We start from the raw sequence: 16,142 nt of genomic DNA on the forward strand, positions 1-16,142 counted from the left end.
AGAACCACCCGTTCGTGTCGGCTCCGGTGGAAAGTTCCCCCGTATGCCGCATCCGGCGTAACCCGCTTCGCGCGCGGTCCGTTGCCGGGCGTACGGCCTGCCCGCGCTGTCGGGGCGCGGCCGGTCCTGCCCGCGTCGACCCCATGGATGTGCCGTGCCCCGGTTCAGCGTGATCGTGCCCGCTTACCAGGTCCAGGAATATCTGGAGGAGTGCCTTGACTCGGTGCTGACCCAGTCCTTCGACGACTTCGAGCTGATCGCGGTGGACGACTGCTCGCCGGATGCGTGCGGCGACCTCATCGACGAGTACGCCGCCCGGGACCCGCGCGTACGCCCCCTGCACGCGGCGCGGAACGGCGGTCTGGGCAACGCCCGCAACCTCGGCATGGCACAGGCCCGCGGCGACTACCTGCTCTTCCTCGACGGCGACGACACCCTGGTGCCCGGCGCCCTCCAGTCCGTCTCGGACCGGCTGAAGGAGACGGACTCGCCCGACGTCCTGGTCTTCGACTACGCCCGTACGTACTGGACCGGCGAGGTCGAACGCAACCAGCTCAGCAGGGAGTTGCACGAGGAGGGCCCGGCGCCCTTCCCCCTCTCCGACCGCCCCGGCCTCCTGCGGGTCCTGATGGTGGCCTGGAACAAGGCGTACCGCAGGGACTTCGTCGAGCGCGAGGGCCTCACCTTCCCGCCCGGCCACTACGAGGACACCCCCTGGACCTACCCGGTCCTGCTGTCGGCGGCCACCGTCGCCACGCTGGACGAGGTGTGCGTGCACCACCGGCAGCGCCGGCGGGGCAACATCCTCTCCACCGCCTCCCGCCGGCACTTCGACCTGTTCGACCAGTACGACCGGGTCTTCGCCTTCCTGGACTCCCGGCCGGAGCTGGCGGGTTGGCGGCCGGTCGTCTACCGCCGCATGATCGACCACTTCGGCACGGTCTTCAGCCGCCCGGGGCGGCTTCCCCGGGGCAGCCGCCCGGAGTTCTTCCGGCGGGCCCGCGCCCACTGCCGCCGGTACCGCACCCCGGACAGCACCTCCCGCTTCCCCGCCCACCCCCGCGGCATCGCCGCCCGCAGCTCGGCGGCCCGCCGGGCGGGGGCACCGGAACGGGCGGAGTGCGCCGGGGCCGCGGAGGGCACGGAGGTACCGGGGGCCGTGGAGGTCCCGGGGGCCGTGGAGCGCACGGGAGCCGCGGAGGCCGCGGAGGTCCCGGCAGCCGGGGACTCCGGTGCCGGCACGGGGTCGGCCTCCGTCGACACAGAGTCGGATTCCACCGGCACGGGCTCGGCCTCCGCCGGATCTGGCTCGGCTTCCGTCGGGTCGGACGCGGGCACCCGTCCCGCAGCCCCGGGCAAGCGCCGTCCCGCCGCCCGCCGGGCCGCGACCCTGGCCGCCACCGCCCGCCGCGCGGCGGCCGCCGCCGCCCGCCGCCTCGCCTCCGCCGACAGTGGCAGCGGCAGCGGCAGCGGCAGCGCCGGTACGGGCGCGGAGGCGGGACCGGGCGCGGACGCAGCGGCGGCCTCGGTCACGGGTGCGCAGGCCCCCGGCTCACCCGGGTCGGACGCTCCGGCTTCCGGCCGTACGGCCACCCCTCGGCCCTCGGAGGCCGCCGCCGGCCTCCGCCCCGGCGCGGAGGCCCCGGCCCCGCTCCCGGCCGACAGCACCGGTCCCCTCGGAGGCACCGGCCCCCTCACCGGCATCTCCCTCACCGGTGACACCCCCCTCACCGGCAGCACCGCATTCACCGCCAGCACCACCCCGAACACCCCCGCGTCCCCCGCGCCCCCCTCCCCCCGCTCCCGCCGAACATCCCCGCATACCGTCCCCGGCACCGCCGCCGAAGACGCGGCCGCCCTGCGCCTGGCCGCCGCCCCGGGGCCCGGCGCCGTCGGGCCGGCCGCCGCCTTCCGCAGCACCACCGCCCCCGCCGCCCCGCGCTTCGCCCCGCCCTCGACCCGCACCCGGCTGCGGCAGGCGCTCGTCCGGCGGGGCAGCCACCGCACGTACCGCCTGCTCGCCGTCGTCCAGACCGTCCGCCGCACGGTCGGCTCCCGCGCCCGCGCCCTGCTGCGCGTCCTGCGGTCGGCCGCCATGCGACTGCACTACCGCGTCCAACTGCGGCTGCCGGTCCGCGAGAACCAGGCGGTGTTCGCGGCGTACTGGAACCGCGGCTACTCCTGCAACCCCGCCGCGATCGAGGCGAAGGTCCGCGAACTCGCCCCGCACGTAAGGACCGCGTGGATCACCGGTCCCGCGCACGCCCACACCGTGCCCGTCGGCACCCGCCGGCTGCGTCCCGGCTCGGCCGCGTACTGGAGCGCGCTGGCCCGCGCCAAGTACCTGGTGAACAACGTCAACTTCGACCACCGTCTCGTCAAGCGCCCCGGCCAGGTCCTCCTCCAGACTCAGCACGGCACTCCGCTGAAGTCGATGGGCCTCGACCTCCAGGACCGCCCCGCCGCGGCCATGGACTTCGAGAAGCTGCTCGCGAACACCGACAAGTGGGACTACCTGCTGTCCTCCAACCGCCACTCCTCCCTCGTCTGGGGAAGGGCCTACCCCTCCGCCTACACGACCCTGGAACACGGCTATCCGCGCAACGACGTCTTCCAGAGCGCCACGGCCGACGACGTCGCCCGCATCCGCGCCTCGCTGAACATCCCCGAAGGCTCCACCGCCGTCCTCTACGCTCCGACGCACCGCGACTACCGGCGGACCCAGCGCCTGACGCTCGACCTCGAACGCGTCGCCCGGTCCCTCGGGCCCCGGCACGTGATCCTGACCCGTGCCCACTACTTCGCCAACGGTCCGCTGCACCGGCCGGGTTCCCACAGCTCGGCCCGCATCGTCGATGTGAGCGAACATCACTCGATCGAGTCGCTCTGCCTGGCCTCGGACGCCCTGATCACGGACTACTCGTCGCTGATGTTCGACTACGCCAACCTCGACCGCCCGATCGTCCTGCACATCGACGACCTGGAGGCCTACGAGGCCGCCCGCGGCACGTACTTCGACATCCGGGCCTTCCCGCCCGGCGCGGTCGCCCGCACCGAGGACGAGCTGATCGACATCTTCCGCAGCGGCCACTGGCGGGGCTCCCGCTCGGCGCAGTTGCGCGCGGCCTTCCGCGCCCGGTTCTGCCCGTACGACGACGGGCACGCGGCGGAGCGCGTGGTCCGCCGTGTCTTCCTCGGCCAGACCGGGGGCCTGCCCCACTGCGTACCGCTCAAGGACCGCACTCCGGCCCCCGCGCCCGGCAGCGCACCCGGCAGCACACCCGGCAGCGGCTTCCCCGGCGCGGGCCACCCGGCCCGCCCCGACTCCGTGCTGCCCGCCCAGCAGGACGCCAGGACCACCGCGCAGGCCGTCGCGGACCTGCTCCCGGCGGAGCTGCGCTGAACCGGGCGCGCGGACACGACGGGGCCCGGCGGACGTCCGCCGGGCCCCACGGCCGATCCGGTCCTGCGCGCGGTTACGGCTTGACCGCGATGCGCCCCTCGTCCATGCGCAGCAGCAGCAACTGCTCGCCGGTCTCCTCCAGGAACTCGTCGACGGCCTGCCGCGAGCCCTGCCAGTACCCGTAGTCGTCGATGAGCAGCACGCCGCCGCTCACCAGACGCGAGTACAGGTGCTTGAGCTCGTGCTTCGTCGAGGCGTACCAGTCGGTGTCCAGACGCAGGATCGAGATCTGCTCCGGGGCCTGCTCGGGAACGGTGTCCTCGACCTTGCCCTGCACGTAGTGCAGCCGCTCGGCCGGGTAAGGGACCTTCTCGAAACCGGACTTGACGTCGTCCAGCGAGGCGACGGCCCAGATCGGACGGTCCTTGCCGTAGACCTCCAGGAGCTGCGCGGCGGACTTGCCGTCGAGGCGCTTGTCCTCCTCCGTGGGCGGGGTCATGCCCTCGAAGGTGTCGAAGAGGTAGAGCTCGCGGTCCTCGACGCCCTCGGCGAGGAGGGTCTTGGCGCAGGCCTGCATGGAGCCGCCGCGCCACACGCCGCATTCCACGATCGCACCGGGGATGTCGTGCTTGACGACGTGCCGGGTGGCCAGGATGAAGGCGTTGAGCCGCTCGGGAGAGGTCATCGAGTACGGCTTCACCGCACGGATGATCTCCTTCGCCCCGTCGTCGTAGTCGGCGGGCAGTTCGAGGACCTTGGGCTTGGGGCTGGTCTGCGGCTTGGGCGCGGGGGCCGGGACGGACGCCGCGGGGCGGGCCCCCGGGCGGGGACGTTGGCCTGGAACCGGGACGCGTCGCAGCTGGTAGCCGGTCAGTTGCTGAAGGACGCCATTCACGGCGTTACGCCATACCATGCGCACGGACAGTACGCGGAAATAGTGTCGTGCGCCTCTGTCCCGTCAGAATCCGGACACATGTCCTATGTGCGTCAACAGTGCAGATCCACCCGTACGAGACGTGACTTGTCCGGACCTGTGGCCACGGTAAAGAAGCCCTGACCAGGGGGAATTGATTGGTTCCAGGTCAACAGCAGCCAGTCGGCCTTAGCGCCGCACACGGCTTTTCGGCGAAGAAACGCATCTGTTCGGCCATTCAGCGCGCGGGTCACGTCGGTGGCTCTGCGTGCGCTCTCCGCCGCCGGGATCTCCGGCTGCGGCCAGGCGGGCATCACCGTATACGCGCCGTAGCCGGGCAGCATCCGCGACGCCAGGTAGTGGTTGGTCAACACCACGTCGCCCCGGCGCACATGGCGCATCGCCCACTCCCACCCCGGCCAGGTCGGCAGGAACTGCACCCGGGCGGTGAACGCGCGCGGCAGCGCCCCGGCGGGCAGCAGGTGGAGCAGCGTCCCCGCCTGCGCCCACGCGCCGAGCGGCAGCGCCACGGCGAGCAGGGCGGCGAGCAGGGCGCGGCCCGTCCTCGCGGCCCGCGCGCGCGGCCACGGTGCGCACACCTCCACGGCGAGGGCGCACTGGAGCCCGAGCATGAGGTACGGCAGCACCCTCCCCCAGGTGTAGTGCCCCGTCCACCACCCGGCGGCGGCGACGGCCGCGGTGCCCAGGCACAGCAGCACCAGGGGGTCGCGCCGGGAGCGCCGCAGGCGCAGCAGCAGCACGGGCACGGCGAGCAGCGCCAGCCCGTACCGCTCGGGCACGGCCTGGTAGGCGGAGACGTGGAAGTGGTCCAGCGCCGAGGAGTCGGGGACCGACAGGACGTTCCCGTACGGCCACAGCAGCAGCGGGAGGACCGCGCCGGCGGTCGCCGCGGCACCGCGCGCGAGGGTGTGCCGACCGCGCCCGCGCACCGTACCGGCGCACACGGCCGCGCAGCCGATCAGCGCCCCCATCGCCATGACCGGGTGAATGAGCACCAGTGTGCCGGTGAGCAGCCCGGTGAGCGCCCAGTGCCGCACACCGGCGCGTCCGCGGGTCGCCCGCATCAGGCGCGCCCACAGGTACAGCCCGAGCGAGAAGGCGAAGGTGGACGGATACGACAGGGACAGGCACAGCGCCGACAGGGACGTGTGGCCGCTCCACAGGAACAGGTGCGTCCCCCACAGGAAGACCATGAACAGGACGGCGCACACGGGCGCCCAGGGGCTCCGCGACAAGGTCCGCACGAAGCAGCGGAGCCCGACGACGAGGGCGAGGCCGTTGACGCCGGCGCACACGCTCAGCGTCGCGAAGGCCGACAGGCCGGTGAGGCGCGCGAGGAGGGCCGCCAGGACGGTGTACGGCGTGTAGTACGGGCTGCTGTCGCCGGGGCGCTTCACCAGGGGGCTGCCGGGGTCCGTGAGGTCCTGGGTGAGCCGCTCGATCACCGCGGCGTGCTGTCCCAGGTCGCCGAGCCAGGGCAGCCGCCAGGCGACGCACATCAGGAAGCAGACGAAGCCGGCGAGCACCAGGTCCGGCGGCCGGGGCAGCCGTGTCCCGGCGGGCCGGGGCGGGCGGGGGGCCGCGGGGGGCGGGCCGGGGGGCACGGTGCGGGAGGCCGTGGGGGATGCGGTGGCCATGCGGGGTCGCCCTCCGGAGGAATTCGATGTCCCCGTCACCCTGCAACGGGCCGGTGGGCGGCCTCCGGATGCGACGTGCGGGCATCCGGGTGACCGCCGGGCGGGGCGCGCCCGGCGGCCCGGGGCGGCTACTGCACGGGCTCGGCGGCGGGCGCCGGCACCTGCTTGGGGCGCCCGGCCAGCTTGCGGTCCGGGTGGGCGCCCGGGACGGGGATGCCCTCGACGCCGCCGATGTGGTTGGCCCAGCGGATCGTCACCTCGCGCACGATCGCCCGCGAGATCCGGTAGGGCAGGTGCGGCGCCTGGCGCGGCTTGCGGAAGACGCCGACGGAGTCGCCCCAGTAGGCGTGCTTGGCGTCGATGGCCTGGTAGTCGTGCCGGATGCCCTTCATGGGCGGGAAGTCGGTGAAGGCCTCGCGCAGTTCGAGTCCGCAGTACGCGGCCATCGCCCGGAAGCCGTCCGGGTAGTAGCGCCAGCAGTCCTGCGCGTCATGGGCGTTGCCGCGCGAGGGCGCGGTGATGAACGCGTGCCCGCCGGGCCGCAGCACCCGGCCGATCTCCATGATGGAGGCCCAGAAGAACGGGATGTGCTCGAAGGCCTGGCCGGAGATGACGACGTCGGCGCTGCGGGACTTCAACGGGATGCGGTACGGGTCGGTCATGACCCGGTCCACGTTCGGCCCGTCGAGGACGTCGATGCCCACGTAGTCGACCTTGTGGTCCGCCAACAGGGCCCGGTGGGTGAGGCTCTGCCCCGGCGAGATCCGCGACCCCAGGTCGACGACACGGTGTCGCTTGGTCAGGGGCATGTACTCCTTCACGCAGAGCGCCATCTGGTCGTAAGCGGACTGGTGCATGGTTCTCTCCCTGTGACGTCAACTCATGGAGGATGCCGCACACGACGGCGCCCCCATTCTTGCCGTCCGCCCGGTGTGCGCGTCGCTCACCCTCGATTTACCCCATCTGCCGCGCGTGACCTGCCGATTCACCCGCTGAGCGCGGCGACGGCGGCCTTCGCGAGGTCATCCATGTGGGTGTCTTCCTGTCTTCCTGCCCTCGGCGATCCGATGGGCGCCACGGACCATGCCGCCGACTCCGTGCCGTTCCTGGTGACGGCGTTCACGGCTCGGCGGCGGGTGGCGGGGATTTCCGGCACGGGCGTTCTAAAATCCCGGCGATGACGTCCCCGCAGCTCGCCCCCAGCACCCCGGCCGCCCCGCAGGCCCCCGGGGCCCCTCGCGGGTCCTCGCCCGTCCGTCCGGCCGTCGTGTGGATCCTCACCCGCGCCCTCCAGGTCCTGCTGGTCTCGGAGGTGTTCGGCCGGGTCGGCGACGGCATCAACGGGGAGGTCCACCGGATCTACCGCACCTGGTACGAGCAACTGCTCTCCGGCGCCTTCCCGTTGGACGACGTGATGTGGCAGTACCCGCCGGGGGCCGCCCTGGTGATCCTGTCACCGGCACTGGTGCCGGGGCTCAGTTACTTCCAGGCGTTCGTCGCGCTCACCCTGCTCGTCGACGCCGTGGTCACCGCCGCGCTGGTGCGCGCGGGACGCCGGCAGGGCCGTCTGGCGGGGGCGTGGGTGTGGGTGGCGGGGCTGCCGCTGCTGCTGCACGTGCCGCTCGTGCGCTACGACGTCCAGGTGACCGCGCTGGCCGTCCTCGCGCTGCTCGCCCTGCGCCGGCGGCCGGTGGCGGCCGGGGCGCTGGCGGCCGTCGGCGCCCTGGTGAAGGTGTGGCCGGCGCTGGCGCTCCTGGGCGCGCCCCGGGGACGCACCACCCGGGCGGCCTGGGGATCGGCCGCGGTGTCCGCCGCGGCCCTCCTGGGCGTGCTGGCGCTGGCGTTCTCGCACACCTTCGACTTCCTGCGCCAGCAGGGCAACCGGGGGGTGCAGATCGAGTCGCTGGGCGGCACCGCGCTGGCGCTCGCCCGGCTCGTCGGCGCACCGTACGAGGGGGCGTACCGGGTCGAGTACCGCTACGGCGCGATGGAGTACCTCGGCCCGTACGTGTCCACCGTCGCGCACGCCTCCCTGGCCCTGACGGTGCTGGCGTTCGGCTGGCTGCTGCTGTGGCGGGTGCGGGCGCGGCGCTGGAACGCGGCGACGGCGTGCGACGCGGCCCTGTGCGCGGTGCTGCTGTTCGTGGTCACCAGCCGGGTGATCAGCCCGCAGTACATGATCTGGCTGATCGGGCTGTCGGCCGTGTGCATGACGCTGCGCGAGAGCGTGCTGCGCCCGGTGGTGAAGCTCCTGCTGCTGGCGTGCTTCGTGAGCACCCTCGCGTATCCCCTGGCGTACGGGCAGGTGACCACCGGGACGGTGTACGGCTGCCTGCTGATGCTCGTGCGCAACGGACTGCTGGTGGCGGCCGCGCTGCTGGCCTGCCGCCGGCTGTGGGCGTCGACGGTCGCCCGGCCCGCGTCCTAGAAAGCCCGAAGGGGCCCGCCACCGGGAGGCGGGCCCCTTCGGTCCAGGCGTCAGACCCGGTTGCGCAGCAGCGTGCGCATGGTGCGCATCGCCACCGACAGGTTGGCCAGGTCGAAGTCGTCCGAGCCCTGGATCTCCTCCAGGGTGGACCGCGCGCGTCCCAGCAGGGCCGCGTTCTTCTCCTCCCACGCCTTGTAGCGCTGCTCCGGGGTGGAGCTGCCGTTCCCGACGGACAGCACGTCCTGGGTCAGGCCGGCGTGGGCGGCGTACAGGTCCTCGCGGATGGAGGCGCGGGCCATGGACTGCCAGCGGTCGGCGCGCGGCAGCTCGATGATGCGGTCCATGAGCTGCGTGATGCCGAGCCGGTCGCCGAGGTCGTAGTACACCTCGGCGACGTCCATCGGGTCCTTGTCGAGCCGGTCCGCGATGGCGACCACGTCGAGGATCGGGAAGGCCGAGGAGAAGCCCGCCACGCGCAGCGCCAGGCCCTCCGGCACCCCGGCGCCGGTGAGCTCGGCCAGGATGCCCTGGTACCACTCCAGGTCCGCGCCGCGCAGCAGCTTCGGCAGGTCGTCCCAGACGCGTGCCACGCCCGCCCGGAAGAACTCGACGGTCTCGCCGATCTCCAGGGGCTGCGGCCGGTTGCCCAGCAGCCAGCGGGTGCCGCGCTCGACCAGCCGCCGCGAGTGCAGCCGGATCTGCGTCTGGACCTCCGCCGCGACCTGGTTGTCGAGCGCCTCGACGGCCTCCCAGACCTCGCTGAGGCCGAAGATCGCACGCGCCGCGAACTGCGCCCGTACGACTTCCTCGATGGACGCGCCGGTCTCCTCGCGCAGCCGGTGCAGGAAGGTCGAGCCGCCGGTGTTGACGGTGTCGTTGACCAGCACCGTGGTGATGATCTCGCGGCGCAGCGCGTGCGCGTCGATCTGCTCGGCGAACTTCTCCCGCAGCGGCGCGGGGAAGTACTCGTGCAGCAGCACCCGCAGGTGCGGGTCGTCGGGCAGCCCGGTGGAGATCAGCTCGTCCGCGACGGTGATCTTCGTGTACGCCATGAGGACGGCCAGCTCCGGCTGCGACAGCCCCTTGGAATTGTTCAACAATTCCCGGATCTGCCGGTCGTTGGGCAGGAACTCCAGCGCCCGGTCCAGGTGGCCGTCCCGGGTGAGGCGCCGCATGAAGCGCTGGTGCGCGTGCAGCAGCGACGGCGACTGGGCGACGGCGTTCGCCAGGGCGGTGTTCTGCGCGTAGTTGTTGCGCAGCACCAGGGCGCCGACCTCGTCGGTCATCTCGGCGAGCAGCTTGTTGCGCTGCTTGACCGTCATGTCGCCGTCGGTGACCAGCGCGTTGAGCAGGATCTTGATGTTCACCTCGTGGTCGGAGGTGTCCACGCCGGCGCTGTTGTCGATGGCGTCGGTGTTGATCCGGCCGCCCGCGCGGGCGAACTCGATGCGGCCGAGCTGGGTGGCGCCCAGGTTGCCGCCCTCGCCGACGACCTTGACCCGCAGGTCCTCGCCGTTGACGCGGATCGCGTCGTTCGCCTTGTCGCCGACGTCGGCGTTGGACTCGGCGGAGGACTTGACGTACGTACCGATGCCGCCGTTCCACAGCAGATCGACCGGCGCCTTGAGGATGGCCTGCATCAGGTCGGCCGGGGTCATCTTGGAGACGCCCGCCGCCAGCCCCAGCGCCTCGCGCATCGCGGCGTTCACCGGGATGGACTTGGCGCTGCGCGGGTGGATGCCGCCGCCCTGCGAGAGCAGCGCGGTGTTGTAGTCGGCCCAGGAGCTGCGCGGCAGCTCGAACAGACGCCGGCGCTCGGCGTAGGAGACGGCCGCGTCCGGGGTCGGGTCGATGAAGATGTGCCGGTGGTCGAACGCGGCCACCAGCCGGATGTGCTCGCTCAGCAGCATGCCGTTGCCGAACACGTCGCCCGACATGTCGCCGACGCCGACGACCGTGAAGTCCTCGGACTGGGTGTCGTGCCCGAGCTCGCGGAAGTGCCGCTTGACGGACTCCCAGGCGCCGCGGGCGGTGATGCCCATGCCCTTGTGGTCGTAGCCGACCGAGCCGCCCGAGGCGAAGGCGTCGCCGAGCCAGAAGTCGTAGGCGATCGCGATCTCGTTGGCGATGTCGGAGAACGTCGCGGTGCCCTTGTCGGCGGCGACCACGAGGTACGTGTCGTCCTCGTCGTGCCGGACCACGTCGCGCGGCGGCACGACCTCGCCCGCCACCATGTTGTCGGTGATGTCCAGCAGCGCCGAGATGAACGTCCGGTAGGAGGCGATGCCCTCGGCCAGCCACGCGTCGCGGTCCACCGACGGGTCGGGGAGGTTCTTCGCGACGAAGCCGCCCTTGGCGCCGACCGGCACGATGACGGTGTTCTTCACCATCTGCGCCTTGACCAGGCCGAGCACCTCGGTGCGGAAGTCCTCGCGCCGGTCCGACCAGCGCAGACCGCCGCGGGCCACCTTGCCGAAGCGCAGGTGCACGCCCTCCACGCGCGGCGAGTACACCCAGATCTCGTACGCCGGACGCGGCGCGGGGAGGTCGGGGATCGCCTGCGGGTCGAACTTCATCGACACGTACGCGTGCGGCTTGCCGTCGTCCGCCCGCTGGAAGAAGTTGGTCCGCAGCGTCGCCTTGATGACCGTGAGGAAGGAGCGCAGGATGCGGTCCTCGTCCAGCGAGGCGACCTGGTCGAGCGCCCCGTCCAGCTCCTCCAGCAGTCCGTCGGTGAGCTCGGTGCCGGCCTTCTGCCGCTCCGGCGACATGCGCGCCTCGAACAGGGAGACCAGCAGCCGGGTGGTGTGGACGTTGTTGCGGAGGGTGTCCTCCATGTAGTCCTGGCTGAACATGGCACCGGCCTGGCGCAGGTACTTCGCGTACGCGCGCAGCACGACGGCCTGCCGCCAGGTCAGCCCGGCGCGCAGCACCAGCGAGTTGAAGCCGTCGTTCTCGGCGGCCCCCGTCCACACCGCGGCGAAGGCGTCCTGGAAGCGCTCGCGGGCGTCGTCGGCGAGGTAGTCGCCGCCGCCCGGGAGCTGCGGCATCCGCAGCCCGAAGTCGTAGATCCAGGCGTGCGTGCGGTCCGCGCAGCGCAGTTCGTACGGACGCTCGTCGACGACCTCGACGCCCAGCAGTTGGAGCACCGGCAGCACGGCGGACAGGGAGACCTGCTCGCCGGTGCGGTAGATCTTGAAGCGGCGCTCGCCGGGGCCGGCGCCCACCGGCTCGTACAGGCTCAGCGCGAAGTCCTTGACGCCCTGGGTGAGCTGCTCCAGGTGCACCAGGTCGGCGACCGCGGCGCGCGGCGAGTGGTCGGCCTTGTAGCCCTCGGGGAAGGCGTGGCCGTAGCGGCGCAGCAGTTCGGCGGCGCGCTCCTCGCCGAGTTCGGCGTTGAGGGCCTCGGCGAAGCCGTCGGACCAGGAGCGGGCGGCCTCCGCGAGACGGGCCTCGATGCGCTCGACGTCGGCCTCGGTGAGGGCGGTGAGCTCGGTGCCGGGCTCGACGCGGACGACGAAGTGCAGCCGGGAGAGGATCGACTCGGTGTTCCAGGCGGTGAAGTCGACGCTGGTGCCGCCGAGCTCCTCCTTGAGGATGTCGATCAGGCGCAGCCGCACGGCCGTGGTGTAGCGGTCGCGCGGCAGGTAGACGATCGCCGAGTAGTAGCGTCCGTACTCGTCCTGGCGCAGGTACAGCCGCAGCCGGCGGCGCTCCTGGAGGTAGAGCACCGAGGTGACGACGGAGCGGAGCTGGTCGACGGGGGTCTGGAACAGCTCGTCGCGCGGGTAGGTCTCCAGGATCTGGAGCAGGTCGCGGCCGTCGTGGCTGTTGGCGGTGAAGCCGGCGCCTTCGAGGACCTCGGCGACCTTGCGCCGGATGACCGGGACCCGCCGTACGGACTCGGTGTACGCGGCGGAGGAGAACAGGCCGAGGAAGCGGCGCTCGCCCACCACGTTGCCGTCGGCGTCGAACTTCTTCACCCCGACGTAGTCGAGGTACGAGGGGCGGTGCACGGTGGCGCGGCTGTTGGCCTTGGTGAGCACCAGGAGCTTGTGCTCACGGGCCTTGGCGCGGGCGTCGGCGGGCAGCCGGGAGAACGACGGGGAGACGGGGTGCGTCTCGTCGTCCTCGTGGTGCTGGGGGTCGGAGCGCAGGACGCCGAGGCCGGTGCCGGGCACGGCGGTGAGGGAGTCCTCGCCGGTCAGCTCGTACTCGCGGTAGCCGAGGAAGGTGAAGTGGTCGGCGGCCAGCCAGCGCAGCAGCTCGCGGGCCTCCTCGACCTCCTGGTCGGGGAGGTCGGCGGCCTTGGGCTCGCCCGGCAGCCCGTCGGCGATGCGCAGCGCGCAGTCGCGCATCTTCTCCCAGTCCTCGACGGCCTCGCGGACGTCGGACAGCACGCGCAGCAGATCGGCGGTGATCTGCTTGAGGTCGCCGCGGTCGGTCTCGCGGTCCATCTCGACGTGGATCCACGACTCGACGATCGCGTCGTGCGGCAGCTCACCGGTGATCTGCTTGGCGAGCACCTCGATGAGCTTGCCGGTCACGTCCCGGCGGACCAGAACCTGCGGGTGGATGACCACGTGGATGCCCCGGCCCTGACGGGACAGCTCATTGGTCACCGAGTCGACGAGGAAGGGCATGTCGTCCGTCACGACTTCCACGACCGAGTGACTGCACGTCCACCCGTTCTCCTCCACGGTCGGGGTGTGCACCCGTACGTTCGCCGTGCCCTGCGGGCGGTTCGCCGCCAGCCGGTAGTGCGAGAGCGCCGCTCCGAAGACGTCGACCGGGTCACGGTCGCCGAGGTCCTCGGGCGCCGTGTGGAGGTAGTAGCGCTGGAGATACGCGAGCAGTGCGTCCTGGTCGGGCGCCCCTTCGCCCTCGGACCCAGTCGGAGTTAGTCCCCCCGCCGGGCTGTTCTCAGCTACCCGGGCCGCCCGTGCGAGCAGCTCGGCCTTGGCTTCGTCCAGCTTGGTCTGCATGTCCTCTGGCTCCTGTCGCGCGCCGTTGCGTGACGTAGGTGGTGAAGATGACACAGCGCCGCGACACGGGGTTTCCGGTCGCTGTCGACGGTGTGCCGGGAAATGGGTAACCGATGACGCCCGTGCCGACGTGCGCCGTTTTCGGCGTGTGCGGTCTTGTGTCCGGGGTCGGAGAATCAGCGAAGGCCCGGGCACGGTGGTGCGCCGGGCGAAGGCCGGGGGCTGCACCGCCCCCGAGGCGTCGTATCGCGCTGATCACGGCACCAGGCTATCCCTCCTTCGGCGGCAGGCGTTATTCGCGGGACGTTGGACAAAGTGCGGAGAAGGTCGACGTTTTGTCCATTCCGGCACAGGGGCCCCGTACGCACCGGTGCTCACGGCGGCGGGACCCGGCCCGCGCACGCCCCCTCGCCAAGAGCCGCGCCCCCGGGCCGCACGAGTTCCTGGCCGCGCCGCGGACGAAGGCCCCGGCGACCTGGGCGCCGCCGTACGACCGGACACGGCGCCCGTACGGGCCGTCGGCCGTACGGATCGCCGACCGTGCGGCCCCCGGCCCTACGCCTCCCGCCGTACGGCACCCGGCCCTGCGGTCCCTGCCCTGCGCCTCCCGCCGGCCGGGGGCCGTACACCTCCCGCCGTACGGCCTGCGGCCCCTCGTCAGGCCGCCAGGTCCTGCGCGATGCGCACCGCGTCCGCCAGCGAGTCCACCACCGGCACCCCGGCGGCCTCCAGCACGGCCCGGCTGTGCGAGCCGCCCGTGTAGAGCACCGCGCCCGCCCCCACGTGCGCCGCCGCCAGGGCGTCGTCGACGGCGTCGCCGATGACCACGACGCGGGACGGGTCGACGCCCTCCAGAGCCGCGAGGTGGCGCACCATGTGCGCCGCCTTGGTGCCGCCGGAGGGGCCCGTGCGGCCGTCGACCCGCACGAAGTGGCGCTCGATGCCGTAGCCGCGCACCACCGGCAGCAGCTCGTCGTGCCCGTACATGCTCAGCAGCGACTGGCTGCGCCCGGCGGCGCCCCAGCCGGTGAGTATCTCCTCGACCCCGTCGGTCAGCCCGCAGGCCGCCCGCAGCTCCACGTAGTGGCGGTGGAAGGCGGCGTCCATGACGAGCCACTCCGCGTCGGTGGGCAGCCGGCCCATCAGCCGCTCGTAGAACTTGGGGATCGGTATGCAGTACAGCTCGCGGTAGCGCTCCACGGTGATCGCCGGGAGGCCGATCTCCGCGAACGCGGCGTTGGATGCCCCGACGACCGCGGTGATGTCGTCGAGCAGTGTGCCGTTCCAGTCCCAGACCAGGTGCGTCCTCATGAAAGAACGTTACCCACCGCCACTGACAAAGCCACTGACCTGGAACTCCCGCCGGATTCCGGCCCGGCTCCCCGGCTTCCCGCCCTGCTCAGCCGATGAGCCCGGCGATCTCCTGCACCCCGAACCACAGCAGTTCGTGGTCCTCCGCCCCGTCCACCACGAACTGCGCGTCGTCGTCGCCGAGGTCCGCGGCCCCCAGCGCGGCGGCGGCGGCCGTCACGTCGTCCCGCGCGTCGTCGGCGTCCGCGTGCACGGCCGCCGCCTTCTTCAGCGGTACGGCCCCCTCCACACGCACCTCGCCGATGGCCCCGGCGTCCATGCCCCGCCCGTCCGGGTCGACGACCACCAGGTGGTCCGCCACGTCCACGGCGACCACGACCCGGCGCCGCTCGGCGGCCGGGTCCCCGGCGACCAGCCGCAGCGAGGCGGCGGCCGCGCGCCCCAGGGCCGCGTACTCCAGCTCCTCCATGTCGTCCGAGACGTACCACTCGCGCAGGCCCGGCGTCACCGCGTAGGCGACGAGCGGACCGGGCCCCAGCTCGCCGGCCTTGTACGCGGCGGCCAGTCCAGGAAGTGTCGTAGGTACGTAGAGGCGCATCGGTGCCGCTTTCGTCGTCGCTTCCCCGGCCGGAAGGGCTTCTCGACAGGGCTTCAGCAGGGCCTCCAGGGTACGTTCCGGGTCCCCCATCGGGGCGGCGGTCCCCCCGCACGGCCGTCCACCCCGCGCCGCGCGGCCCCGGGCCCGTCCCGGCGCCGGGGCGTGCTCTCACCCTGATGGGTGGTTCGGCGGACCGCGCGCGGGCGGTGCGGACGCCACTTGCCACCGCGCGGTCCGGCACCGTACAAGATCCTTCACCAGAAGTTACCGCCGGGTACCACACCGGCCAGGCAGAGCGGGGCGATCTTTATGCACGGCACGACGACCCGGCCCGGCGCCGCCCGTCGCGACTCACGCGGCCCCGGCACGGGCACCGCCGTCCGCACCCGGCCGCGCACCCCGCGCACCCCTCAGCAGCAGTTCGCGGAACTCCTGCTCGCGGTGCTCAGCGGACAGCGCCCGGCGCACAGCATGCTGAACCTGATGTTCCGCGACGCCTACGACCAGCTCGTCGACCTCGCGCCCCGGACGCCCTTCCGCACCCGGGGCCCGCGCCCCGTCGTGCGGCACTGCCGCGGCTTCAGCCCCCGCCCCGGCGTCATCGAGGCGTGCGCCGGGATCGGCGCGGGCGAGCAGGTGCGCGCCATGGCCTACCGGCTGGAGCAGAGCCCCGACCGGCGCTGGCGCTGCACCGCCCTGGAACTGGGCGGCGAGAGGGCCCCCGCGCGGGTCTGAGCCCACCGCCGGCACCCGAGCACACCGAGGAAGCACCACCCGCCCGCCCCGGCGCGCCGGAGAACACCGGCCGGCCGCCCCAGAGCGCCGGAGAACACCGACCGACCGCCC

At 72.8% G+C, this 16,142-nt stretch carries 9 protein-coding genes; 3 read left to right on the plus strand and 6 right to left on the minus strand.

Annotation, left to right across the window (positions count from 1 at the left end; all coding sequences use genetic code 11):
- Positions 1–154: 154 nt before the first annotated feature.
- On the plus strand, positions 155–3,403 hold the full coding sequence (locus tag ACZ56L_RS16525; protein WP_471064655.1) for a bifunctional glycosyltransferase/CDP-glycerol:glycerophosphate glycerophosphotransferase: 3,249 nt from the start codon (positions 155–157) through the stop codon (positions 3,401–3,403).
- A gap of 73 nt (positions 3,404–3,476) precedes the next feature.
- Here the strand turns inward: ACZ56L_RS16525 and ACZ56L_RS16530 are convergent, their stop codons facing one another.
- The 3 genes from ACZ56L_RS16530 to ACZ56L_RS16540 form a co-directional block, all read right to left on the minus strand.
- Entirely contained in the window at positions 3,477–4,316 is an 840-nt protein-coding gene (locus tag ACZ56L_RS16530) for a TylF/MycF/NovP-related O-methyltransferase (protein ID WP_401761074.1), read from the minus strand.
- 74 nt (positions 4,317–4,390) lie between these two features.
- A complete protein-coding gene (locus tag ACZ56L_RS16535; RefSeq protein WP_471064657.1) occupies positions 4,391–5,974 on the minus strand; it encodes a hypothetical protein in 1,584 nt (527 codons plus the stop codon).
- Positions 5,975–6,102: 128 nt separating this feature from the next.
- Complete coding sequence (locus ACZ56L_RS16540; protein ID WP_345222419.1) at positions 6,103–6,831, minus strand: methyltransferase domain-containing protein; 729 nt, start codon at positions 6,829–6,831, stop codon at positions 6,103–6,105.
- A gap of 320 nt (positions 6,832–7,151) precedes the next feature.
- On the opposite strand from ACZ56L_RS16540, the gene ACZ56L_RS16545 reads away from it, so the two are divergent.
- Positions 7,152–8,402, plus strand: coding sequence for a glycosyltransferase 87 family protein (locus ACZ56L_RS16545; protein WP_345222409.1), 1,251 nt, complete (start codon positions 7,152–7,154; stop codon positions 8,400–8,402).
- Positions 8,403–8,452: 50 nt separating this feature from the next.
- Here the strand turns inward: ACZ56L_RS16545 and ACZ56L_RS16550 are convergent, their stop codons facing one another.
- The 3 genes from ACZ56L_RS16550 to ACZ56L_RS16560 form a co-directional block, all read right to left on the minus strand.
- On the minus strand, positions 8,453–13,387 hold the full coding sequence (locus ACZ56L_RS16550; protein WP_471064659.1) for an NAD-glutamate dehydrogenase: 4,935 nt from the start codon (positions 13,385–13,387) through the stop codon (positions 8,453–8,455).
- Between the two features lie 657 nt (positions 13,388–14,044).
- Complete coding sequence (locus ACZ56L_RS16555; protein ID WP_345222402.1) at positions 14,045–14,698, minus strand: HAD family hydrolase; 654 nt, start codon at positions 14,696–14,698, stop codon at positions 14,045–14,047.
- Positions 14,699–14,786: 88 nt separating this feature from the next.
- Positions 14,787–15,296 carry a DUF6912 family protein gene (locus tag ACZ56L_RS16560; RefSeq protein ID WP_345222400.1) on the minus strand — a complete coding sequence of 170 codons (510 nt, stop codon included), beginning with the start codon at positions 15,294–15,296 and terminating at the stop codon, positions 14,787–14,789.
- 309 nt (positions 15,297–15,605) lie between these two features.
- Here ACZ56L_RS16560 and ACZ56L_RS16565 point away from each other — a divergent pair, with 309 nt between their 5' ends.
- Entirely contained in the window at positions 15,606–16,031 is a 426-nt protein-coding gene (locus ACZ56L_RS16565; RefSeq protein WP_345222398.1) for an Rv3235 family protein, read from the plus strand.
- Positions 16,032–16,142: the final 111 nt, after the last annotated feature.

This window comes from Streptomyces sp. NPDC039736 (genome assembly GCF_055596485.1).

What these genes read in the sequence shown, in the direction of transcription:
- ACZ56L_RS16530 (WP_401761074.1), bottom strand. Translation starts at nt 4,316, where the DNA reads ATGGTATGGCGTAACGCCGTGAATGGCGTCCTTCAGCAACTGACCGGC.
- ACZ56L_RS16535 (WP_471064657.1), bottom strand. Translation starts at nt 5,974, where the DNA reads ATGGCCACCGCATCCCCCACGGCCTCCCGCACCGTGCCCCCCGGCCCG.
- ACZ56L_RS16540 (WP_345222419.1), bottom strand. Translation starts at nt 6,831, where the DNA reads ATGCACCAGTCCGCTTACGACCAGATGGCGCTCTGCGTGAAGGAGTAC.
- ACZ56L_RS16545 (WP_345222409.1), top strand. Translation starts at nt 7,152, where the DNA reads ATGACGTCCCCGCAGCTCGCCCCCAGCACCCCGGCCGCCCCGCAGGCC.
- ACZ56L_RS16550 (WP_471064659.1), bottom strand. Translation starts at nt 13,387, where the DNA reads ATGCAGACCAAGCTGGACGAAGCCAAGGCCGAGCTGCTCGCACGGGCG.
- ACZ56L_RS16555 (WP_345222402.1), bottom strand. Translation starts at nt 14,698, where the DNA reads ATGAGGACGCACCTGGTCTGGGACTGGAACGGCACACTGCTCGACGAC.
- ACZ56L_RS16560 (WP_345222400.1), bottom strand. Translation starts at nt 15,296, where the DNA reads ATGCGCCTCTACGTACCTACGACACTTCCTGGACTGGCCGCCGCGTAC.
- ACZ56L_RS16565 (WP_345222398.1), top strand. Translation starts at nt 15,606, where the DNA reads ATGCACGGCACGACGACCCGGCCCGGCGCCGCCCGTCGCGACTCACGC.